Genomic DNA, 20,826 nt, shown 5'->3' with positions numbered 1-20,826 from the left:
ACTTGCCGCTCTGGCCCCGGTGGGCCAGGCCAATCCTTCTGCACACCTGCTGCGACGCGGCGTTGGCCGGGATGGAAGTGCCAGCCGGGCTACGGCCTGTAGTTGGGATTGGGCCCAATCATCGAAGCGGGCGGCGGCGCGAACGGACCCGCCGGGTAGAGGGGTGCCACCTTGAGCATGTAATTGGCCCACTGCGGCCCGGCAATCATGTACCCGTCAAGGCGGGGGTAGAACGTGCCGTTGATGGTGACGTTCTGCCCTGCCCGCTTTTGGCCTTCGAGGGCATCGCCGAAGAAGGACGCCGTGACCAGTCCGGTAGTGTAGCCAACAACCCAGGTGGACCCGTTGTTGTTCGAGGTTCCGGTCTTGGCGGCTGTCGGAACCTTGTCCTGCACCTTCGGGTTGATCCAGACGCCGGAACCCTTCTTCAGCACGTCCTGCAGTACCGAGTTGACGCCGCGGGCCACGTCGGGTTTGACGGCGTCGTGGCAGTCGGGGGCCTGGGCGGGCAGTTTTGCCCCGGCGGGATCAGTGACATCAACCAGGGCGATGGGAGCACAATAGCGGCCCTCCGTGGCGAAGGTGGCAAAGGCATTTGCCAGGGTGAGGGGTGCCACGCCGGTGCCGCCGAGGAGGTTGCCCAGCTGATGCATGTTGACCGGGGTGCTGTCCAGGCCGCTGTGCAGCCCTACGGCGTCCACCATCTTCTGGATGCCGCAAAAGTCGAGCTGGGATGCCGAAGCGAAGGTGGCCGTGTTGATCGAGTTGTACAGGCCGTAATTGACGGGCATTGGGCGGTAAAAGCCGTCCTCCGCATTCTGCAGGTCATCGGCAGCGCCGAGGGCAGGGTTGGCCTGGGCCGTGCTGTACGCTCCCAGCACCTTCCCGCAGCTGTCCTTCCACGGGAACCCCAGCGGATAGACCCGCCGTGAGGCGTCCACTTCGGCGGTGAGCGACTTTCCCTCGTTCAGCCACTCCGCAAAGGTAAAGGGCTTCATGGTGGACCCGGGCTGGAACCCGCCGGCGCCGTTCAGGTCGTTGCCCTGGGCGTCCTTGGCATCCACGTTGAAATTCAGGTTGGTGTCGAACTTGCCTGGTTGCGGGAGGAAGAACGTGTTCTGGGCCATGGCCAGGATCTTGCCGCTGCCCGGTTGCAGGGTCAGTAGCGAGGCCGCCCACCGGTCCGGGTTCGCGCCCGCCGTTTCGTCCACCTGGGCCTGGGCGGCTGCCTGGAGCCTGCTGTCCAGGGTGGTGGTGATGGTGAGGCCGCCGCGGTAAAGCTTCCGTTCGCGGTCAGCCTCGGTGGGCCCGTAGGCGGGATTGTTCAGGATCAGATGGGAGATGTAGTCGCAGAAGTACGGCGCCATGGCAGCGTTGGCGCAGCCCTGCTGCTGCGGCGTGATCTTCAGCTGGATCGGGGTGGCTACGGCGGCATCGTACTGGGCCCGCGTGATCTTGCGCAGGCGCAGCATCTCGGACAGGACCTGGTTCCTGCGCACGATCGACTTATCAGGATTGGTGGCCGGGTTGTAGAGGGTGGGGCTGTTGACCACCCCGGCCAGCAAGGCGGCCTGGGGGAGGGTAAGGTCCTTCGCGGTGGTGCTGAAGAAGTAGCGTGCCGCCGCTTCAATCCCGTACGCGTTGCTGCTGAAGAACACAATATTGAGGTACCCCTCAAGGATTTGGTCCTTGGTGTACTTCTTCTCCAGTGTGACGGCCAGCTTCATTTCGCGCAGTTTGTCGCCCAGGTTCTTCTGCCCGTTCAGCACCACCGCGTCCGGCCTGTCCTGTGAAAGCTGCGCTTCGTTCAGGACGTTGGTGACGTACTGCTGCGTGATGGTGGACGCGCCCTGCTCGCCGCCCTTGGTCAGGTTGGACACCAGCGCCCGCAGTATCCCCTGCGGGTCCACACCGGCGTGCTCGTAGAACCTGCTGTCCTCGATGGCGACAATGCCTTCCTTGATGAAGGGCGACATCTGGTCCAGCGGCACCTTCACGCGGTTTTCCGCGTAAAAGGTGGCGATTTGCTGCCCGTCGGAAGTGAGGACTTTGGTGGCCTGCGATGGCGGCTGCACGGTCAGTTCAGCGGGCAGGCTGTCGAAGAATCCGATCGAGGAACTGACCCCCATGCCCGCGGCGGCCACGGCCGGCACCACCAGGCTGGCCGCCAGCACGCCGCACATGACACTCGCTGCGAGGAATCCCAGGATCCGTCCCAGAACTGTCCCAAAACCGGGCCTGCGCTTCCGCTTCCTTGCCATTCCTCAGCCCCCGCGCTCGAAGGTGGGATCAGGATACGCTCCCGCCGGGGAGCGAGCCAGAGCCGGAAAGGTCAGGATTTGATCACGCCAGACCATTGACCAGCGATAGTTACCGACATATCGTTAACTATCGCTGAATCCACAGCGAACACGACAGTATGAAAGGACGATGCCACCATGAAAGGCATATTCGACGACAAACAACCGGGCCCTGAGTTCGGCAGGGGCCGCTTCGAGCGGGGGAGGGGCCACCGCGGCCCCCATGGGCACCGCGGTCCAGGCTTTGGTCCGGGGTTCGGCCCCGGCTTTGGACGCGGCGGACGGCGGGCCAGCCGCGGTGATGTGCGCGCGGCCATCCTGTCACTCCTGGCGGAGGCGCCGTCCAATGGTTACGGACTGATCAAGACCATTGCCGCCAAGACCGGTGGCGTGTGGCGGCCCAGCCCGGGATCCATCTATCCCACGCTCCAGCAGCTGGTGGACGAGGGCCTGATTGAGGCGCTCAGCGAAGGCCGCGGGACTGAGTTTGCCCTTACCGATGCAGGCCGCGCCTACGTGGCGGAACACGCGGAGGAAATGGAGAACGCGTGGAACGCTGAACCGGACAGCGCGGACCGGGACTTCCATCAGAGCATCGCCAAGCTCATGGGTGCCATCCACCAGTTCCGCGCCGGAGTGACCGGGGAACAGCGGGCTGCCGCCGTCGAAAAGATGGACGAATTGCGCCGCGCGCTCTACAAGATCCTTGCGGACTAGAACGCAGACCTACGCGAAGGAGTCTTCCTTGGCGTGCCGTTCAGCCGGGGCAGCTGCGGTCGGGATGTGGGCCGCGGCGTGGCGCAGGGGATTGAATCCTGCTCCGATCTCACCGAATGCGTAGGCAGTCTCTGCGTGCTCGGACAGGTCCACGCCGGCGGTCTCGGCCTCGTGGCTGACCCGGAAGCCCACCGTCTTGTTGATGATCCGGGCAATGACCGCGGTTCCAACACCGGACAACAGGAGGGTGATGATGACGGCGGCTGTCTGGGCAATGAGCTGCTGGACTCCGCCGCCGTAGAAGAGGCCGCTGCCCTGGCCGTTCACGGGAAGGGCGATGAAGCCCAGGGACAGGGTGCCGATGAGGCCGGCGCCCAGGTGGACACCCACCACGTCCAGGGAGTCGTCGAGGCCAAAGCGGTATTTGAGGTCCACGAATACGCAGCAGGCCGCGCCGGCCACCAGGCCCAGGCCGATAGCGGCCACGGGGCTGATGTTGGCGCAGGAAGGGGTGATGGCCACCAAGCCGGCAACCACGCCGGAGGCGGCGCCCAGGGATGTGGGGTGTCCGTGGCGGACCTTCTCCGTGACCAGCCAGCTGAGCATGGCGGCTGCGGGTGCCACCAGGGTGTTGATCCAAATGAGGCCGGCCTGTTCGACGCTGGTGGCGGCCCCCCCATTGAAGCCAAACCAGCCGAACCACAGGATCGCGGCGCCGAGCATGATGAAAGGCAGGTTGTGGGGGCGGTGGTTGGGGTCCTTCGCGAACCCGTGGCGCTGGCCAACGATCACGGCCAGCACCAGGGCAGCCGTTCCCGAACTGATTTCCACCACGGCACCGCCGGCGAAATCGATGACCTGGCCGAAGATTTCCGTGACGGCACCCCCTGCGCTCATCAGCCCGCCGCCCCAGATCATGTACGCGAGCGGGCAGTAGATCACCGTGATCCACACCGGCACGAACAGGGCCCAGGCCCCGAACTTGGCGCGGTCGGCGATGGCGCCGCTGATCAGGGCAACGGTGATGATGGCGAATGTTGCGCTGTACCCGGCCTTGAGGAGGTCCGGTGAACCCATGAGGTTCTGCAGGCCAAAGCTGGTGAAGGGATTGCCGAAGAGGCCCAGCACGCCGTCGCCGGTGGTCATCGAGTAGCCCCACAGAACCCAGACAACGCCAACAATCCCTGCCGAGATGAAGCTCATCATGATCATGTTGAGGGCGGCCTTGGCGCGGGTCATGCCGCCGTAGAAGAGGCCAAGGCCCGGGGTCATCAGCAGGACCATGGCTGCCGAGATCATCAGCCAGACGTGTTGGGCAGTGATTTCCACCGGTGGGTCCCTTCGCAACGTGAACGTGGTGCAGGGGCCCGATTGGCCCCATGGCATTTCCCCCGGGTTCCATTTTTGGCGGTGTGTGTTTCAGCCAATGCCGCTTAAAGTTGCGGCCACGTTACACAAATCGCCCGTGCGTGAAGTTCACGTATCGGCTATGTTTCGGGCATGTAAACGGCGCCTCTTCCGCCGTCGGCCTCCGGACGCCCGGGCCCCGCCCGATGCCTGCCATTACGGGCGCAGGCCGCCCGCCCCAGGTGAGACCCGGCGTCGTCCGCTCTTTCGCCGTCTGTTTCGAAGCTATGAACGGCGCCTCACGCGATCAGAACGTGCGGGCGTTGGCCAGGACGGGCAGCTTCGTGCGGACGTCGTCCACCGTTGAGGGATCAATGTCGATGACGGCGAGTTCCGGCTTGCCGCCCAGCGCCACCACCGCCTTGCCCAGGGGGGTGATCACGGCGCTGTGCCCGATGCCGGTGGGTGCTGTGCCCGCCGGGCCGGCGCCCACTGTTTCGGGGTCGCCTTGGCCGCAGGCGACCACAAAAGTGGTGCTGTCCAGCGCCCGGGCGCGCACCAGCAGGTCCCACTGCTCCGCCTTGCCCTCACCGGCACCCCAGGAGGCGCACACGATGTTCACCTGGGCACCCGCGTTGGCGTTGGCGGTGAACAGGCCCGGGAAACGGACGTCGTAGCAGGTCGCCAGGCCGAACACGGTACCGTCCAGTTCGAAGGTTACCGGTGCCTCCCCGGCCTCGACGGTCCGGGACTCGGCGAAACCGAAGGCGTCAAAGAGGTGGACTTTGTCATAGGACGCCTCCACCCCGGGCCCGGTGACCAGCAGTGTGTTACGGACCCGGCCGTCCTTTCCCGGGGTGAACATGCCGGCCACGATCGTGAGGTCCAGCTCCTTCGCCATCCTGCGGACTTCGCTGGCCCACGGGCCGTCAACGGGCTCGGCAATGTCCTTCAGGGAGTGGCCGAAGGCGCGCATCGTCGCTTCGGGGAAAACCACCAGCTGGGCGCCGGCGTTGCTGGCCTGGGCAGCGTACTCCCACACCAGCTCAAGGTTGGCTGCTGTGTCGGCACTGCTGATGATCTGGGCTACGGCGATACGCATGGAAGAAACTCAATCTGTGGGTAACGGAAAAGGGGTGCCCGGGTAGGTTGACCCGGGCACCCAAGGCGGTCCGGCGACGGCTACTGCCTGTAACCTTCAACCTCGCTGATGGGGCGGGCTTCGGCGTCGTTCGGGTTCTCGCCCGAATCCTTCTTGGCCCGACGTTGGCGCAGCAGGTCCCAGCACTGGTCCAGGCTTTCTTCCACATACTTGAGCCGTGCCTGGTCCGGGGCCTGCCCGCCCCCCGAGCCCTCACGCAGTGAGTGCTCCTCCTCCACGAGGGCCTGGATGTGCGTCAAAATGTCCTGATCATTCATGGCTTCCCCTTACTCCGGTCCGGTCTCCTTCAGCGTACGTATCAGGTGCTGAAGGAGCCAGCCCCTGAGCTGTACCATCAACTTCATGCCCACTGCGCTCGATATGGCAGGTCCCATCCTGGAAGTGCTCACCTGGTTGTGCCTGCCCGCCGGGCTGGGACTGCTCTTCTACACCGGATTCCTCCGCCGCTTCGTGCACCCGTGGGACATGGCCGAGGCCGTGGTGTACTCCGATTCCACCGGTGTTGGCTTCCGCTGGTTTGACCGGAAGCACCAGGTGCACAACGCCCCGATGTCCCCGTACGACATCAAGGACATGGCCGCGGGAGACACCCTGCCCATCTATTACCACCCCAAGCGTCCAACGCAGTGGCAGACCTCCAGGCCGGAGGAAGCCGGGAGGACGGCCTCGGTCCTGGGCCGGTGCCTGACGGCGATCGGCGCCGTGGCCCTGCTGGCCGGCTTCGTCCTGCCCATGTTCTAGCTGGCCGGTACGGGTCCAGCTGGCCGGGACCGTTCTAGCTGACCAGCACCACCACAATGCCCAGGCACCCCAGGGCGAGCCCGGCGAAGGCGGTCCAGAGCACAGCGGGCAGGTCGGCCTCGATGCTTTCGCCGGCCAGCCCGTGCGACCTCGCCTGGTAGCGGCGGCGCTGCGTGAGGTAAATGGCCAGGGCGGCGCCGCCGGAAATCACCGGCAGCATCAGGATGGGCGGCCCATAGGTGGGAAGCCAGCGCAGGAAGAAGGCGCTGGCCGTCACCAGCGCCAGCATGGTCCGGCCCCAGGCGAGGGCCGTCCGCTCCGGCTGGAGGCCGGGATCGCCGTGGGGGCTGGGGCCGCTGGATGCCACGGAATCAGCGCCAGAGAATGAAGACCAGTACGACGGCGGCAGCCAGCGCGCCTGCCCCGGCCAGCAGGGGCACAAAGAGCGGCAGCGGCAACGGCGCCTTGTTCCGCATGCTGCGCTCCACCCGGAGCCACCGCATGGCGGCGCCGCCACTGAGCATCATGCCCAGCAGAAGCAGCAGGACGGCCAGGCCTTTCCGGACAGGCTCAATGAAAAGGCCCGAAGTGAACGCCTCGATGGCAATGCCACCCGCCAGCAGCGCAAGCGACGTCCGGATCCAGGCCAGGAAGGTGCGTTCGTTCGCAAGCGTGAAGCGCGGGTCCGGTTCCTCGCCGCCGGGCAGCAGCCGTTCCGCCATCCTCCCGCGCGACGGCGGGACCGTTGGCCGGGGCGGCTGCTCACTGTTGATCACCGGGCCAGTTTAGCCGTGGCCGGTGCCGCCCTGCCGGTCAGGACGCGGGGTGCAGCACGGCTTTGCCGGCCAGGTGTTCCCCGATGGGCAGGGCGGCGGTTGCGGCCGGGGAGGGGGCGTTCAGGACGTGGATCATCCTGTCCGTCTCCGCCAGCAGGAAATCGTGCAGGAGCGTTCCGTCCCGGCGCACCGCCTGTGCCCGGATGCCTGCCTCGTACGGCAGCAGGTCCGACTTGGACAGGCCGGGGGCGTATTTGCGGCATTCCTGGAGGTAGCTGCCCTTGAACAGCGAGTTCCGGACTTCGCGCACTGCGGTGGCGGCGTTGGACCTTGCCACGTGCCACAGCCCGGGAAAGCGCAGATAGCGGCCCACGTCCTTGAGGTCCACGGAGAATTTGGGGTAGCCCTCCCGGGCCAGGCCCAGGACCGCGTTGGGTCCCACAGTGATGCTGCCGTTGATGGTGGGAGTGAGGTGCACCCCCAAGAAGGGCAGGTCCGGATCCGGTACGGGGTAGATCAGGTGGGTCACATAGTCCCACTTGGATTCCGGGAGCTCGAAGTACTCCCCGCGGAAAGGAATGATCTGGACATCAATCTTCATGCCGGCCATTTCCGCCACGCGGTCCGACTGCAGGCCCGCACACGCCACCAGGCGGCGGCACGAGTAGGCGGCCTGGCCCGTGGCAACCTCCACGCGGTCCGAATGCTCCACGATCGAGCCCACGGCGGCTCCGGTAATGACCCGCCCGCCGGCAGCGGAGATGAGGTCGGCCAGCTTCCGCGCCACTTCCCCGTAGTCCACGATGCCGGTGCTCGGAATGAACAGCGCGCCCAGTCCCGAAACGTTGGGCTCGCGCCTATTGAGTTCCGCCTGGTCGAGGCGCTCGCAGTCCAGCCCATGGACCGCAGCGCGTTCCTCCAGCCGGTTTAGCCGGTCCAGCTCCACGGCCGAGGTGGCCACCAGCAGCTTGCCCGGCTCGGCGAACCTGATCCCGTGCTCCCGGCAGAACTCCTTGGTTTGTTGCGCTCCGGCCTTGCTGAACCGGGCCTTGAGGCTGTCCGGGGCGTAGTAGATCCCGGAATGGATGACGCCGCTGTTGTGCCCCGTCTGGTGCGAAGCCAGGGAACCCGCGGCCTCGAGCAGGACCAGGGAGGCTCCCGGTTGCCTCTGCAGCAACTGGTAGGCAGTTGCAAGGCCTACGATGCCGCCACCAATAACGCAGTAGTCCACCCGCTCCACAGGACCCGCCTTTCGTCGTGGCTAGATTTTAGCCACGCTCCCGCTGCTTTAACCGCCGCTGCGGGGTGCAAACATGATCACGGCGACGCCCAGCAGGCAGACCAGGGATCCGGCGACGTCCCACCGGTCCGGGCGGAAGCCGTCAAATGCCATGCCCCACACCAGGGAGCCGGCAACGAACACTCCGCCGTAGGCCGCCAGGATCCGCCCAAAATGGGCGTCCGGCTGGAGTGTGGCCACGAAGCCATAGACGCCCAGCGCGATCACGCCGAGCCCCGCCCACCACCAGTCCCTGCCCTCGCGCACGGCCTGCCACACCAGCCAGGCGCCCCCGATCTCAGCGGCAGCGGCCAGCACGAACAGCACGATGGTCTTGAAGACAGCGACAGTTTCACCCGGAGTACCCACCCAGCCATCATCCCAGCCGGGAATGCAGCTGCCGGCAGCACCGTTGGGGGAGGTATGGAGCGCATCGGATTCCTTTCATTCGGCCACTGGGGCCCCGGCCAGGGTTCCCAAACCAGGACGGCGGCGGATGCCCTTCTCCAGGGCATCGAACTTGCGGTCGCCGCCGAAGAACTCGGAGTGGACGGGGCGTTCTTCCGTGTCCACCACTTCGCCCGGCAGCAGGCATCGCCCTTCCCCCTCCTGTCAGCCATCGCGGCCCGCACCAGCCGCATCGAAATTGGCGCGGGTGTGATCGACATGCGCTACGAAAACCCGCTGTACATGGCAGAGGAAGCGGCCGCGGCAGACCTGATCAGCGGCGGCAGGCTGCAGCTTGGCATCAGCCGTGGTTCACCCGAGCCCGCCCTGCAGGGCGCGTCCGCGTTCGGCTACCGGCCGCAGCCGGGGGAGACCGATGCGGACATGGCCCGCCGCCACACCGACACCTTCCGCAAAGCCATTACCGGCGCCGGGGTGGCCCAGGCCGATCCCCGCTACGCGGGCGGGGCCACCGGCCTACTCCCGGTCCAGCCCCAGTCCCCGGGGCTGGCGGAACGGATCTGGTGGGGTGCCGGCAGCCGGAAGACCGCCGTATGGGCCGCGGAACTCGGGATGAACCTGATGAGCTCCACCCTGCTCACGGAGGACACCGGGGTCCCGTTCCATGAACTCCAGGCCGAGCAGATCCAGCTGTTCCGGGAGGCGTGGGCCGCGGCGGGCCATGCCCATGCGCCGCGGGTTTCGGTGAGCCGCAGTGTCCTGCCCATCGTGGATGATGAGGACAAGTACTTCTTTGCCGGAAGTGCGCTCCGCGATGGCCGTGACCAGGTGGGTGTCATTGACGGGTTGACGGCCAGGTTCGGCAAGAGCTACGTGGGGCCGCCGGACCTCCTGGCGGAGCAGCTCGCCGCCGATACCGCGGTGCAGGCTGCGGACACGCTCCTCCTGACCGTTCCCAACCAGCTGGGCGTGGAGTTCAACGCCAAGCTTTTGGGCAACATCGCAAAATACGTGGCCCCTGCCCTGGGATGGAGCCGAAAGGACGCCGGGAACCTTTTGTGAGACCGAACCGTTACTCTTAAGAGTGCGGCGTGGGGGCTTCGCGCCCACCAACTAGCGTGTGACTGCGGAACGGTCATATGACGGAGAGAGAGAAATATGGCTCGCACCGCTCTAGGCTTACCCGTATGATCCGGCTACGACAGCTGGCCCAGGCGGCCTCAGTGCTCACTACCCCTTTGGCGCCCGAAGATATCCTGGCGCTGTTCAACCCTGTCTACTCCGCCCGGCAATTGCGCGGCGTGGTCACCCGGGTGGTCCAGGAGACCGCCCAGTCGGCCACGATCTTCTTCCGCCCGGGCCGTGGCTGGAAGGCGCACCTGGCAGGCCAGTGGGCCCGCATCGGCGTCGAACTCGACGGCGTTCGCCACTGGCGCTCATACTCCCTCAGCGCTCCCGCCGGCAAGGACCCGGCCATCACCGTCACCGATGTCGGTGCCGTGTCCGGCACCCTGGTGCGCACCACGAAGCCCGGGGACGTGCTGTTCCTGGCCCCGCCTCAGGGCGACTTCGTGCTCCCTGAGCACCCGCGCCCCCTGCTCATGGTCACAGCGGGCAGCGGCATCACCCCGGTGATGTCCATGATCCGTACCCTCGTTCCCCGCCGCCCGGATGCCGACGTCGTCCTGGTCCACTCGGCCCGCACGCCGGATGACAGCCTGTTCCGCGAGGAGCTGGCCGAGCTCGCGGACCAGTTCCCCAACTTCCGGCTGGCGCACTGGTACACCGGCGAGCAGGGCCGCATGGACTTTTCCAGCACCAAGGAGCTGGACGCGATCTGCCCCGACTGGAAGGAACGGGCAGCCTACGCCTGCGGTCCGGACAGTTTCCTGGACGACGCAGAGGCGCTCTGGAAGCGGGCACTGACCGCCAAGGCTCCCGGCTCCGACGTCGCCGTGGCGGGCGACCCCGGCAACCTGATGATCGAGCGCTTCAACACCACGTTCAACGCGGGCGTAGGGCACGACGGCGGCCTGGTCACCTTCGAAGCCTCCGACCGCGAGGTGCAGGCCGACGGCGACACCCCCATCCTGGACGTCGGCGAGGACGCCGGGGTGCTGATGCCCAGCGGCTGCCGGATGGGCATCTGCCACAGCTGCCTCACACCGCTGCTTGCCGGGCAGGTCCGGGACCTGCGTACCGGGGAAATCCATGGCGAACCCGGCCAACTGATCCAAACGTGTGTCTCGGCAGCCGCCGGACCCGTAAACCTCGAAATCTGAGGAGCACCACGGAATGTCTGTAATCACACCTACCAAGGTCACCCCCGCGGGAAGCTCGAGAACGCGCCCCGGGAAGCTCGCCGAATCGGGCAGCCCCACCGTCCGGCCGCCGGCGGCCGCGCACCTCAGCGACGAGCAGGTAGCGGAGCTGGGCCGCGAGCTCGACGCCATCCGGGATGAAGTCCTGGCCAAGCGGGGCGCCGAGGATGCTGCCTACATCCGCCGGATGATCAAGATCCAGCGCGGGCTCGAGATCTCCGGCCGGGCCGCCCTCCTGGTCAGTAAGAACAAGGCTGCCTGGGTCACCGGTACCACCTTGCTGAGCCTGGCCAAGATCCTGGAAAACATGGAACTGGGCCACAACATCCTGCACGGCCAGTGGGACTGGATGCGGGACCCGGACATCCACTCCACCACCTGGGAATGGGACTTCGTCACGCCGTCGCGGTCCTGGCAGCACACCCACAACGACCTGCACCACCGCTGGACCAACGTGGTGGGCAAGGACAACGACGTCGGATACAACCTCCTGCGCATGGATGAGCAGCAGCCGTGGAAGCCCATCAACCTGGCCAACCCGCTGTTCAACGCCATCCTGGCCCCGGTCTTCGAGTGGGGCATTGCCATCTACGACCTTGAGCTGACCGAGTATAAGGAAGGCACCAAGTCCAAGGAGGCCCTGCACAAGGACCTCAAGGCGCTCGGCAAGAAGGTTGTCACCCAGTTCACCAAGGACTATGCAGCAACCCCGGCGGTCGCCATGCTCACCGGGTCCGCGAAGCAGGCTCTCTTCGGCACGATCGCAGCCAACGCCATCCGCAACGTCTGGGCCCACGCGGTGATCTTCTGCGGCCACTTCCCGGAGGGAACCGACACCTTCACGGAAGAGATGGTGGACGGCGAAACCCGCGGTGACTGGTATGTCCGCCAGATGATCGGCTCAGCCAACATTTCGGGCTCGAAGTTCATGCACCTCATGACGGGCAACCTCTCACACCAGATCGAGCACCACCTCTTCCCGGACCTGCCCTCGAACCGGTACGCCGAGGTGGCGCCCAGGGTCCGCGAGATCTGCCAGCGGTACGGCCTGAAGTACACCACCGGGCCGCTGCTGAAGCAGGTCGGCTCCTCCTGGGCAAAGGTCTTCAAGCTCGCGCTGCCTGGAAAGGCTGCCCGCGCCTAGGTCCGGAATCCCCGCAACGCAGAAGTGACCCGGCCAGGCCGGGTCACTTCTGCGTTAAGCGCCCGCTACCGCCGGGTGCCGGGAGCCAGGAGCATGTGGTCCAGCTTGGGCAGTGCCTGCCGAAGCCGGTGGTCGGCGCGGTCAAGGACCTCCTCGGCGTGCGACAGCTCCGTGTCTGCCAGTTCGATGCGTGCCGAGCCCTGCAGCCGGTGGCCCGACCACCGCAGCTGCAGGTGCTGGACGCCGAGGACGCCCGTCGTCCCCTCCAGCGCGGACTGGGCACGCGACACCAGCTCCGGTTCGATGCCATCCATAAGCCGCCGTCCGATACTCCGAATGGTGCCCCACAGCAGCACCATGATGGCTGCGGAGATGATCAGCCCAACGATCGGGTCCGCCAGCGGAAAACCGAGCATGACGCCGACGGCGCCGATCACCACGGCCAGCGAGGTGAAGCCGTCCGTCCGGGCGTGCACACCGTCTGCGACCAGCGCGGCGGAACCGATCCTGCGGCCCACCCGGATGCGGTAGATGGCCACGGCTTCGTTTCCTGCAAAGCCGATCAGGCCCGCGGCCATGACCCAGCCCAGGTTCTGCAGCGGCTGGGGATGGATCAGCCGGTCCACTGACTGCCAGCCGGCAACGACGGCGGAAAGGGCCACCACGGCCACGATGAACAGGCCTGCCAGGTCCTCCGCCCTTCCGTAGCCGTACGTGTACCGGCGGTTGGCGGCCCTGCGCCCCAGGATGAAGGCAACCCACAGGGGTACCGCGGTCAGGGCGTCGGAAAAGTTGTGGATGGTGTCCGCCAGCAGGGCCACCGAGCTGCTGAACAGGACCACCAGGAATTGCAGCACGGTCGTGGCCAGCAGGACGAACATGCTGATCTTCAGCGCCCGGATGCCCTCGCTGCTGGCCTCCATGGCGTCGTCAATGGAATCGGCGGCATCGTGCGTGTGCGGAACGAACAGTTCGAACAGCCAGCCCTTGAAGCCGGAGTGGTGGTGGTGGCCGTGCCCGTCGTGGTCATGATCGTGCGGGTGGTCATGACCGTGGTCGTGGTGGTGCTCATGACCGTGGTCGTGCGGGTGGTCATGACCGTGGTCGTGTCCGCCGTGCCCCTCCTCATGGGGGTGGCTGTGCGTGTGTGTCGACTCCTGGTGCGGCCCGCTCATGAGGCACTCCTTTGTGCAGAATGGTTGGTGATGCGGTGGTGTGCCGGCTCTCCGCCAAGGGCGTGTTCGGCCTGGAAGATCGCATCCGCCACCAGTTGCCGTGCATGCTCGTTTTCCAGCCGGTAGAGCACACGCGTCCCGTCCTGCCGCGTGGACACCATCCGGGCCAGGCGCATTTTCGCCAGGTGCTGGGACACGGCGGCAGGGGACTTGCCCACGACGTCCGCCAGGGCGCCCACCGCCATCTCGCCGTCCCGGAGCGCCAAAATAATCCGCACCCTGGTAGCGTCGGCCAGCATGGCGAAGACCTCCACCGCCAACTCCACGTATTGGCTGTCCGCGCCCAGCGAGCAAGCATTCTTATCTGCATTCATGCGCATATATTGTCACAGCTGCCGCCGCAACGCACTTTGGCGACGTCCACCGTCGCCGCAAAACGCTCCCCGCCCGGAGCCGGCCGCCCTAGAGTAGGAGATGCGTGGCACGGCGTTCTGCCTGCCGCCTGGCCAGTCTCGAAAGGAATTCATCCCCGATGGCTTTAATCACCGTTGGCACTGAGAACAGCACTGATATCGAGATCTACTACGAGGACCACGGCTCGGGACAGCCCGTGGTGCTGATCCATGGCTACCCCCTGGACGGGTCATCCTGGGAAAAGCAGACCGCTGCCCTGCTGGGTGCCGGCTACCGGGTCATCACCTATGACCGCCGCGGTTTCGGCAAATCCAGCAAGCCCGCCGGGGGCTACGACTACGACACCTTCGCGGCGGACCTCAACACCCTGCTGACTACCCTGGACCTGAACGACGTGGTGCTGGTGGGCTTCTCCATGGGCACCGGCGAAGTCGGCCGCTACCTGGGCACCTACGGCTCCGCACGCGTGGCCCGGGCAGCGTTCCTCGGATCCCTGGAGCCCTACCTGCTCAAGGCCGACGACAATCCCGACGGCGTCCCCCAGGAGGTGTTCGACGGCCTTCTGGAAGCAGTCACGGCCGACCGCTACGCCTTCTTCACCGAATTCTTCAAGAATTTCTACAACTCCGACACCTTCCTGGGCACGCCCCGCCTGAGCCAGGAAGTCATGAATGCGGGCTGGAACCTTGCCGCCGGCTCGGGTGCAACGGCTTCCGTTGCCGCCCAGCCCACGTGGCTCACGGACTTCCGCCAGGACATCCCCAAGATCGATGTCCCGGCCCTGATCGTGCACGGCACCGCGGACAACATCCTGCCCATTGACTCCACCGGCCGCCTGTTCGCCAAGGCGCTGCCCAGCGCTGAGTACGTGGAGATCGAGGGTGCCCCGCACGGCCTGCTGTGGACGCACGCCGCGGAGGTCAACGAGGCCCTGCTGGACTTCCTGTCGAAGTAGCGCCAGTGCGCGTCCGACGGCGGCACGGGCCGCCGCCGGACGCGTCACCGCTGCCGGGGGCTGCCGGGAGTTACGGCTCGATTCCCGGCGGCCGGCTCAGCAGTGGGATTTGCCCGGTATCTGGGGCTCCTGTGAAACAGCCGCCGCCGGGCACAGCTGCCCGGCAAGGGCCTTCAGTTCCTTCGGATGGAAAGGTTTGGTGAGGTAGCCGGCAGCCCCTGACGCCATGCCGGCCAGCACGTCGTCTTCCTCGGAGCGGGCCGTCAGGAAGAGCAAGGGTGCGGTGGTGAGGACGCGGATGGCGCGGGCCACCACGTGCCCGTCCATGTCGGGAAGCCCAAGGTCCAGGGTGACCAGGGCGATGGCGGGATCAGACGCCGCGGCGATGCCCTCCGCCCCTGTTCCCACCGCGGTGACCTTGAACCCCGCGCGGGACAGGACCACCGAGATCAGGCCCCGGATGTCGTCGTCATCCTCCACGACAAGGCAAACACGCTGCTGTTCCATTTGAGCCCCCCGGCGAAAAGTTGGCACCAGTCTACTGGTGGCAGGACACGTTGGCGCAGACCGCCGCCCTAGCCGTCGTAATGGGTGCGCGCCGGGCCCTGGCCCAGGGCATTCACCACGGCAGCAGCAACATCGTGCAGCTTGGTGTTGCGGGTGCTCGACGCGGTCTTCAGGATGGCAAAAGCGTCCTGCTGGCTGCATCGGTTCTGGGCCATGATGATGCCCACCGCCATATCGATGACCGTGCGGGACTCCAGCGTGGCACGGAGGTTCGCCGCCGTCTCGCTGTAATGCGCAAAGCGCACTGCAAGGCGGAGTGCCAGCGAGGTCTGGCTGACGAAATCTTCGGCGAACTTGAGCACACGGCCTTCAAAGCGGTGGGCGCGGCCGGAGTACAGCAGCAGCGCTGCCTTGGTTTCGCCTTCAAGCCGGAAGGGAAGAGCCGCGACCGACCTGACTCCCTGTGCCACAACAGCCGTGGAGTATTCCGGCCAGCGGCCGTCCCCTTCGAGGTCCGGAGCGTGGACTGTCTCCTGGACGGTGAATGCCGTCAGGCTGGGGGTCTCGGCGAAGCTGTGCTCAAGGCGTCCGATGGACTTTGCTTCCCGGCTGCTGCTGGCTACGGTGGCGGTTTTCCGCTGCCGGAGCAGGGTGATGGCGCATAGCATCTCATCGCCTGGCTCCGAGAGGTTACGCGCGGACACCTGTGCCAGTTCATTGAGGAAGTCCTCAACATCGGAGCTGTTGAGGACCAGTTCATGCAGGTGCTCTGTGATGGATGTATCGGTTTTTGCTGTTGACTCGCTGGCCACGGTTTTCTGGTGCCATTCGTTCAGGTCAAAACGAGCCTGCAACACACAAGCACCCCGCAACAGGGCGGGGAACCGGTGATGGTCGCTGGATCGACGAACTTTCCAACGGCCTGCTGCTAAACCGATAACCAGAGTATATACATCCCCGGCCGGGGCGAAGCCCATGTGCTTCCGGGCCGCGACAGCGCTTGCTGGCGCCCGGCAAGGACCAACCGGCACAATGAAGCGGGAGCCGGTGCTGCCTCTGCCGGCCCGTTGACTGTGGTCCCGCCGCGGAAGGACAGGAACATGACCAGGCTTCTCATCATCGGCCCACCGGGCTCCGGCAAGGGAACCCAGGCCGAACACCTGGCGCGCCACTTCCAGGTCCCTGCCGTGTCCACCGGCGACATCTTCCGGAGCAACGTAAGCCGGAAGACAGACCTGGGGAACCAGGCTGCGCAGTATTTGGACGGCGGCCACTTCGTACCTGACCACCTAACCAACGCACTGGTCAAGGACCGGCTCCTTGAAGGCGACGCGAGGCAAGGGTTCCTGCTGGACGGCTACCCCCGCACGGCGCCGCAGGCCGCCGAACTGGATGCCATGCTCGCCGCCCAGGGCCATGCGCTGGACGCCGTCATCGAACTGCAGGCGCCGGACGCCGAACTGGAGGAGCGGATGCAGCGCCGCGCTGCGGAACAGGGCCGCACGGACGACACCCTCGATGTCTTCCGGCGCCGCCTGGACCTCTACCACCGCCAGACCCATGAAGTAGTCTCGGTGTACGCGGGCCGGGGCATCCTGGTGTCCGTCAACGGCAGCGGCGATCAAGGCGGGATCACCGCAGTGGCAATCGCCGCCGTCGAACAGTTCCTCGCAGCCCCGCGGCCCCCGTCCTGACCGAAACACCGCACGGTGAACGCACTCCAACAGAAGGAAACACTGATGAGAATTGCCGTTACAGGCGGAAACGGAAAACTGGGGCGGCACGTGGTGCGCCGGCTCACCGACGATGGCCACCAGGTCCTCACCCTGGACCGCGCCGGCGAGCGCAGCCCGGGGCTCCTGGTAGTGGATCTGCGCAACTACGGGCAGGTGGTGGACGCGCTGCTGGGGGTTGATGACCGGCATGACGGGTTCGACGCCGTGGTGCACCTGGGAGCCATTCCCGCCCCGGGCATCCTTCCGGACGCCGCCACGTTCGAGAACAACATGCTGTCCACCTACAACGTCTTCCAGGCCGCGCGGCGCGCCGGCATCAAAAAGGTGGTGTACGCGTCCAGCGAGACCGTGCTGGGGCTGCCGTTCGACATCGACCCGCCCTACATCCCGGTGGACGAGGAATACCCGCCGCGGCCGGAAAGCACCTACTCCCTGGTGAAGACGCTGGAGGAGCAGATGGCCGTGGAGATGACGCGGTGGGACCCGGAGCTGAGCATTACGGGGCTGCGGTTCTCCAACGTGATGGACGAGGCCGACTACGAAAAGTTCCCCTCCTTTGATGGGGACGCGATGCTGCGGAAGTGGAACCTGTGGGGCTACATCGACGGCAGGGACGGCGCGCAGGCCGTGGCGCGGGCGCTGGAGAACGCCAAGCCAGGATTCGAGGCCTTCATCATTGCCAATGCCGATACCGTCATGAGCCGGTCAAGTGCCGGCCTCGCAGCTGAGGTGTTCCCCGGCGTCAAGGTCACCAAGGAACTGGGCGAGCACGAAACGATGCTTTCCATCGACAAGGCACGGCGGCTGCTGGGCTTCGAGCCCGAGCACAGCTGGCGGAACCATGCTGCAGCCGGCTCCGGCTCTGGAGGAGGCCAGGGCTAAAACCGGGCCCGCAGTAACCGGGCCGCAGGAAACGCCAAAGGTTGGCACAGGATCATCCAAGGAGCCGGAAGCCGTGCGCTTCCGGCTCCTATCCTTTTGGTACCGCCAACCGCCACCGCAAGGACCCCACATGCGTACCCGTTTCTTCGTGCTGCCTGCGCTCACGGCGATGCTCTCCGCCGTCGTCCTTTCCACGGCAGCCCTGCCCGCCGCCGCCGTTCCTGCCGCGGCTGCTGTCACTGTCCAACCCCCCGCAGCCGGACGCTACATCGTCCAGTACGCCCCCACTGCGGACGTCGCCTCCGAGACGGCCGGACTGCGCGGCCAGGGCCACGCCGTCGGCCGCACGTTTGAGCATGCAATCCATGGCGCCGTTGTCACCGCAACCCCCGCCCAGGCGGCAGCCCTTGCCAGGTCGGGGAAGGTGCTGTCGGTGGAACCGGACGCCCCCCTCACGGTTTCCGGGAACGAGCAGCCGGCCCCCTGGGGCCTGGACCGTGCCGACCAACGGGCGTTGCCGCTCTCCGGCAGCTACTCGTGGACCGGGTCCGGCGCCGGTGTGACGGCCTACGTGGTGGACACCGGCATCCTGGCCTCGCACAGCGACTTTGGCGGCCGGGTGGCGGCGGGCTGGACCGCCGTGGCGGATGGCAACGGCACCACTGACTGCAACGGCCACGGCACCCACGTAGCCGGAACGGTGGCAGGGTCCACGTACGGCGTCGCCAAGAGCGCCACCCTGGTGCCGGTCAGGGTGCTGGACTGCAGCGGGTCGGGCTACAACTCGGACGTGGTGGCCGGCCTGGACTGGATCACCGCAAACCATGCAGCCGGAACACCGGCCGTGGCCAACCTCAGCCTGGGTGGAGCGGCCAGCAGCACGGTGGACAGCGCCGTCCAGGCCGTCCTGGCTGACGGCGTCACCACCGTGGTGGCCGCGGGCAACTCCGCTGTGGACGCCTGCACGGGCTCACCTGCCCGCGTGCCCGGCGCCGTCACCGTGGCGGCCAGCGATGCAACCGACAAGCAGGCATCGTTCTCCAACTTTGGGTCCTGCGTTGACCTGTATGCTCCCGGCGTCGGCATCACCTCCGACTACTACACCTCCACCACGGCCACGGCGTCCATGTCCGGAACGTCCATGGCGGCTCCGCACACCGCCGGCGCCGCAGCCCTGCTGCTCTCGCAGAACCCCGCCCTGGCACCGGCGGACGTGGCCGCGGCACTGGCAGCCAATGCCACCTCCGGGATGGTCACCGGCGCCACCGCGGGTACCCCGAACCGCCTGCTGTTTACCGGTGCGGACGCCACGGCTCCTGCCCCTGCTCCTGCCCCGACCGTCACCTCGGTTTCGCCGGCCGCCAAGGCCACCGCCGTGGCCGCGGGCACGAACGTGGCGGCCACCTTCAGCGCCGCCGTCCAGGGCGTGTCCGCTACGACCTTCGTGCTCAAAAACGCCGCAGGGGCCAGCATTGCTGCCACCGTCACGTACAACGCCACCACCAGGACCGCCACCCTTGACCCGGCCGCAAGCCTCGCCGCGGACACCACCTACACGGCCACCCTGGCCGGCGGAACCTCTGCCATCCGCGACACGGCAGGCACGCCACTGGCCACCACCAGCTGGAGTTTCACCACCGGCCCCGCGCCCACCCTCACCAGCTACACCCCGGGCAGCAACGCGCTCCTGGTCCGCAGGAACAGCAACGTCAGCGCCACCTTCAGCGAAGCCGTCCAGGGCGCTGGCACCACCACCTTCACTTTGAAGAACGCTTCCACCGGTGCCTTGGTGGCAGCCGCCGTCTACCGGAACGGCACCACCAACCAGTGGATCCTCGATCCCCAGGAACCCCTGGCCGCCAAGGCCCGGTATACGGTGACCCTGATTGGAGGGGCCGCCGGGATCCGCGATCTCGCCGGCAATCCGCTGGCCGGCCGGAGCTGGCAGTTCACCACCGGGTCGTACTAGTCGCCCGGACCGGCCCTGCCGCCGGCCATGGCGACTGCCCTGGCGCCTTACCTGGCCGGGGCCGGCGCCATGGCCGGTGACCCGGTGATGGAGTGAATGGCCAATCATGGGGATAATCTTCAGCCTAGGCATTCAACAACACGTATACATGGCGTGCATTCAACAGGGCGCAGGGACGGGCAGCACATTGGCACAAAAATCAGCAGGTTCCGCAGTCACGCAGAGAAACTCGGGCAGGTGGCACACCTTCCATGAGAAGTTCGTGGTGGAGGAGCGCTACATCGATCCTGCCGACCGGCGCCGCCTTTACCGTGCATCGGTCATCCTGGCGGTGGTGGGGCTGGCACTCTTTATCGCCACGCTGATCAGCGTGGTGCAGGGCGTCGGCCTTACCGTTGCAGACCAGCCGGTGCACGACTGGCTGCTGACAACCCGTTCAGGGGCACTTACCGCGTTCATGATCTTCCTGGCCGTGTTCTTCGGCCCCATCGCCCTGCCCATCATCGTGCTGGTGGTGATCCTCGTCTGGGGCTTCGCGGCCAAACACGCCTGGCGCCCCATCCTGCTGGCGTCCGCGATGCTGACCGGGGTGATCATCTCCCAGATCATCCTGCACATCGTCCAGCGCTCGCGGCCTCCCGTTGACCAGATGCTGTTCGGTGCGGACCAGACCTTCTCGTACCCGTCCGGGCACGTCCTGGGAGCCTGCGACTTCCTGCTGGTGGGCGCCTACCTGATCTTCTCCCGGCGCCGGAACCCGCGCTCAGCGGTGTTCGGTTTCATCGGGGCCGGAATCGGAATCATCCTCGCCATCGCCAGCCGGCTCTACCTGGGCTACCACTGGCCCACCGACACCCTTGCATCGTTTTCCCTCTCGCTGCTCATCCTGGGCGGAGTCATCGCGCTGGACACCTGGCGGACAGCGCGAATCCCCGGGGAGCCGGTCACGGGAGAGCTGTCGAAGGAAGAATCCGCCCGGGAGTAACGCCCTCC

22 protein-coding genes are annotated in these 20,826 nt (G+C 66.5%); 10 read left to right on the top strand and 12 right to left on the bottom strand.

Annotated features, from left to right (window positions below):
• Positions 1-89: 89 nt before the first annotated feature.
• Positions 90-2,261: a transglycosylase domain-containing protein gene (locus MRBLMD1_RS16630; RefSeq protein ID WP_364401592.1), complete on the bottom strand. Its 2,172-nt coding sequence runs from the start codon at positions 2,259-2,261 to the stop codon at positions 90-92.
• A gap of 177 nt (positions 2,262-2,438) precedes the next feature.
• Here MRBLMD1_RS16630 and MRBLMD1_RS16625 point away from each other — a divergent pair, with 177 nt between their 5' ends.
• On the top strand, positions 2,439-3,017 hold the full coding sequence (locus MRBLMD1_RS16625) for a PadR family transcriptional regulator (RefSeq protein WP_364401589.1): 579 nt from the start codon (positions 2,439-2,441) through the stop codon (positions 3,015-3,017).
• A gap of 9 nt (positions 3,018-3,026) precedes the next feature.
• Here the strand turns inward: MRBLMD1_RS16625 and MRBLMD1_RS16620 are convergent, their stop codons facing one another.
• The 3 genes from MRBLMD1_RS16620 to MRBLMD1_RS16610 form a co-directional block, all read right to left on the bottom strand.
• Positions 3,027-4,346 carry an ammonium transporter gene (locus tag MRBLMD1_RS16620; RefSeq protein ID WP_364401586.1) on the bottom strand — a complete coding sequence of 440 codons (1,320 nt, stop codon included), beginning with the start codon at positions 4,344-4,346 and terminating at the stop codon, positions 3,027-3,029.
• A gap of 325 nt (positions 4,347-4,671) precedes the next feature.
• A complete protein-coding gene (locus MRBLMD1_RS16615) occupies positions 4,672-5,466 on the bottom strand; it encodes a carbon-nitrogen hydrolase family protein (RefSeq protein ID WP_364401583.1) in 795 nt (264 codons plus the stop codon).
• An 80-nt stretch (positions 5,467-5,546) separates the two neighbouring features.
• Positions 5,547-5,783 (bottom strand): DUF2630 family protein, encoded by a 237-nt coding sequence (locus MRBLMD1_RS16610; protein WP_159630581.1) that lies wholly within the window; start codon positions 5,781-5,783, stop codon positions 5,547-5,549.
• 85 nt (positions 5,784-5,868) lie between these two features.
• Here MRBLMD1_RS16610 and MRBLMD1_RS16605 point away from each other — a divergent pair, with 85 nt between their 5' ends.
• Positions 5,869-6,267, top strand: coding sequence for a hypothetical protein (locus tag MRBLMD1_RS16605; protein WP_364401580.1), 399 nt, complete (start codon positions 5,869-5,871; stop codon positions 6,265-6,267).
• 34 nt (positions 6,268-6,301) lie between these two features.
• Here MRBLMD1_RS16605 and MRBLMD1_RS16600 read toward each other — a convergent pair whose 3' ends face one another.
• The 4 genes from MRBLMD1_RS16600 to MRBLMD1_RS16585 all read right to left on the bottom strand — a co-directional run bounded on the left by MRBLMD1_RS16600 (position 6,302) and on the right by MRBLMD1_RS16585 (position 8,691).
• Complete coding sequence (locus MRBLMD1_RS16600; protein ID WP_159630585.1) at positions 6,302-6,634, bottom strand: DUF202 domain-containing protein; 333 nt, start codon at positions 6,632-6,634, stop codon at positions 6,302-6,304.
• Positions 6,635-6,638: 4 nt separating this feature from the next.
• Positions 6,639-6,989, bottom strand: coding sequence for a YidH family protein (locus MRBLMD1_RS16595; RefSeq protein ID WP_159635145.1), 351 nt, complete (start codon positions 6,987-6,989; stop codon positions 6,639-6,641).
• Positions 6,990-7,080: 91 nt separating this feature from the next.
• Positions 7,081-8,283 carry an L-2-hydroxyglutarate oxidase gene (gene lhgO, locus MRBLMD1_RS16590; RefSeq protein ID WP_364401576.1) on the bottom strand — a complete coding sequence of 401 codons (1,203 nt, stop codon included), beginning with the start codon at positions 8,281-8,283 and terminating at the stop codon, positions 7,081-7,083.
• A gap of 48 nt (positions 8,284-8,331) precedes the next feature.
• Positions 8,332-8,691, bottom strand: a complete 360-nt coding sequence (locus tag MRBLMD1_RS16585; protein WP_224027082.1) for a YnfA family protein — start codon at positions 8,689-8,691, stop codon at positions 8,332-8,334.
• 54 nt (positions 8,692-8,745) lie between these two features.
• Here MRBLMD1_RS16585 and MRBLMD1_RS16580 point away from each other — a divergent pair, with 54 nt between their 5' ends.
• From MRBLMD1_RS16580 to MRBLMD1_RS16570, 3 genes are all read left to right on the top strand, one after another.
• The gene (locus MRBLMD1_RS16580; protein ID WP_364401573.1) at positions 8,746-9,792 is read left to right on the top strand and encodes an LLM class flavin-dependent oxidoreductase; all 1,047 of its coding nucleotides are present in this window, start codon (positions 8,746-8,748) and stop codon (positions 9,790-9,792) included.
• A gap of 125 nt (positions 9,793-9,917) precedes the next feature.
• Positions 9,918-11,012: a ferredoxin reductase gene (locus MRBLMD1_RS16575; RefSeq protein WP_224027080.1), complete on the top strand. Its 1,095-nt coding sequence runs from the start codon at positions 9,918-9,920 to the stop codon at positions 11,010-11,012.
• Positions 11,013-11,025: 13 nt separating this feature from the next.
• The gene (locus tag MRBLMD1_RS16570) at positions 11,026-12,195 is read left to right on the top strand and encodes a fatty acid desaturase family protein (protein WP_224027079.1); all 1,170 of its coding nucleotides are present in this window, start codon (positions 11,026-11,028) and stop codon (positions 12,193-12,195) included.
• A gap of 65 nt (positions 12,196-12,260) precedes the next feature.
• Here MRBLMD1_RS16570 and MRBLMD1_RS16565 read toward each other — a convergent pair whose 3' ends face one another.
• Both MRBLMD1_RS16565 and MRBLMD1_RS16560 read right to left on the bottom strand, forming a co-directional pair.
• Entirely contained in the window at positions 12,261-13,118 is an 858-nt protein-coding gene (locus MRBLMD1_RS16565; protein WP_414703715.1) for a cation diffusion facilitator family transporter, read from the bottom strand.
• 248 nt (positions 13,119-13,366) lie between these two features.
• Positions 13,367-13,744, bottom strand: a complete 378-nt coding sequence (locus MRBLMD1_RS16560; RefSeq protein WP_224027077.1) for an ArsR/SmtB family transcription factor — start codon at positions 13,742-13,744, stop codon at positions 13,367-13,369.
• Positions 13,745-13,902: 158 nt separating this feature from the next.
• On the opposite strand from MRBLMD1_RS16560, the gene MRBLMD1_RS16555 reads away from it, so the two are divergent.
• Entirely contained in the window at positions 13,903-14,739 is an 837-nt protein-coding gene (locus MRBLMD1_RS16555) for an alpha/beta fold hydrolase (protein WP_364401564.1), read from the top strand.
• Between the two features lie 96 nt (positions 14,740-14,835).
• Here the strand turns inward: MRBLMD1_RS16555 and MRBLMD1_RS16550 are convergent, their stop codons facing one another.
• Positions 14,836-15,246: a response regulator transcription factor gene (locus MRBLMD1_RS16550; RefSeq protein WP_159630601.1), complete on the bottom strand. Its 411-nt coding sequence runs from the start codon at positions 15,244-15,246 to the stop codon at positions 14,836-14,838.
• A 68-nt stretch (positions 15,247-15,314) separates the two neighbouring features.
• Entirely contained in the window at positions 15,315-16,058 is a 744-nt protein-coding gene (locus MRBLMD1_RS16545; RefSeq protein ID WP_364402331.1) for a GAF and ANTAR domain-containing protein, read from the bottom strand.
• A gap of 288 nt (positions 16,059-16,346) precedes the next feature.
• Between MRBLMD1_RS16545 and MRBLMD1_RS16540 the strand changes: the two genes are divergently transcribed.
• The 4 genes from MRBLMD1_RS16540 (at position 16,347) to MRBLMD1_RS16525 (ending at position 20,818) form a co-directional block, all read left to right on the top strand.
• A complete protein-coding gene (locus MRBLMD1_RS16540) occupies positions 16,347-16,940 on the top strand; it encodes an adenylate kinase (RefSeq protein WP_364401560.1) in 594 nt (197 codons plus the stop codon).
• A gap of 45 nt (positions 16,941-16,985) precedes the next feature.
• A complete protein-coding gene (locus MRBLMD1_RS16535; RefSeq protein WP_224027075.1) occupies positions 16,986-17,864 on the top strand; it encodes an NAD-dependent epimerase/dehydratase family protein in 879 nt (292 codons plus the stop codon).
• Between the two features lie 130 nt (positions 17,865-17,994).
• Positions 17,995-19,833, top strand: coding sequence for a S8 family serine peptidase (locus MRBLMD1_RS16530; RefSeq protein ID WP_364401557.1), 1,839 nt, complete (start codon positions 17,995-17,997; stop codon positions 19,831-19,833).
• A gap of 187 nt (positions 19,834-20,020) precedes the next feature.
• Positions 20,021-20,818, top strand: a complete 798-nt coding sequence (locus tag MRBLMD1_RS16525) for a phosphatase PAP2 family protein (RefSeq protein WP_159630609.1) — start codon at positions 20,021-20,023, stop codon at positions 20,816-20,818.
• Positions 20,819-20,826: the final 8 nt, after the last annotated feature.

It is taken from the genome of Pseudarthrobacter sp. LMD1-1-1.1 (assembly GCF_040676255.1).
Taxonomy (GTDB): Bacteria; Actinomycetota; Actinomycetes; order Actinomycetales; family Micrococcaceae; genus Arthrobacter.
Note: the sequence above shows the minus strand (reverse complement) of the source record. Positions and strands in the feature narration are given on the sequence as shown.

What these genes read in the sequence shown, in the direction of transcription:
- MRBLMD1_RS16575 (WP_224027080.1), top strand. Translation starts at nt 9,918, where the DNA reads ATGATCCGGCTACGACAGCTGGCCCAGGCGGCCTCAGTGCTCACTACC.
- MRBLMD1_RS16615 (WP_364401583.1), bottom strand. Translation starts at nt 5,466, where the DNA reads ATGCGTATCGCCGTAGCCCAGATCATCAGCAGTGCCGACACAGCAGCC.
- MRBLMD1_RS16560 (WP_224027077.1), bottom strand. Translation starts at nt 13,744, where the DNA reads ATGAATGCAGATAAGAATGCTTGCTCGCTGGGCGCGGACAGCCAATAC.
- MRBLMD1_RS16625 (WP_364401589.1), top strand. Translation starts at nt 2,439, where the DNA reads ATGAAAGGCATATTCGACGACAAACAACCGGGCCCTGAGTTCGGCAGG.
- MRBLMD1_RS16535 (WP_224027075.1), top strand. Translation starts at nt 16,986, where the DNA reads ATGAGAATTGCCGTTACAGGCGGAAACGGAAAACTGGGGCGGCACGTG.
- MRBLMD1_RS16580 (WP_364401573.1), top strand. Translation starts at nt 8,746, where the DNA reads ATGGAGCGCATCGGATTCCTTTCATTCGGCCACTGGGGCCCCGGCCAG.
- MRBLMD1_RS16555 (WP_364401564.1), top strand. Translation starts at nt 13,903, where the DNA reads ATGGCTTTAATCACCGTTGGCACTGAGAACAGCACTGATATCGAGATC.
- MRBLMD1_RS16630 (WP_364401592.1), bottom strand. Translation starts at nt 2,261, where the DNA reads ATGGCAAGGAAGCGGAAGCGCAGGCCCGGTTTTGGGACAGTTCTGGGA.
- MRBLMD1_RS16550 (WP_159630601.1), bottom strand. Translation starts at nt 15,246, where the DNA reads ATGGAACAGCAGCGTGTTTGCCTTGTCGTGGAGGATGACGACGACATC.
- MRBLMD1_RS16595 (WP_159635145.1), bottom strand. Translation starts at nt 6,989, where the DNA reads ATGGCGGAACGGCTGCTGCCCGGCGGCGAGGAACCGGACCCGCGCTTC.
- MRBLMD1_RS16530 (WP_364401557.1), top strand. Translation starts at nt 17,995, where the DNA reads ATGCGTACCCGTTTCTTCGTGCTGCCTGCGCTCACGGCGATGCTCTCC.
- MRBLMD1_RS16610 (WP_159630581.1), bottom strand. Translation starts at nt 5,783, where the DNA reads ATGAATGATCAGGACATTTTGACGCACATCCAGGCCCTCGTGGAGGAG.
- MRBLMD1_RS16605 (WP_364401580.1), top strand. Translation starts at nt 5,869, where the DNA reads ATGCCCACTGCGCTCGATATGGCAGGTCCCATCCTGGAAGTGCTCACC.
- MRBLMD1_RS16565 (WP_414703715.1), bottom strand. Translation starts at nt 13,118, where the DNA reads ATGGAGGCCAGCAGCGAGGGCATCCGGGCGCTGAAGATCAGCATGTTC.
- MRBLMD1_RS16570 (WP_224027079.1), top strand. Translation starts at nt 11,026, where the DNA reads ATGTCTGTAATCACACCTACCAAGGTCACCCCCGCGGGAAGCTCGAGA.
- MRBLMD1_RS16540 (WP_364401560.1), top strand. Translation starts at nt 16,347, where the DNA reads ATGACCAGGCTTCTCATCATCGGCCCACCGGGCTCCGGCAAGGGAACC.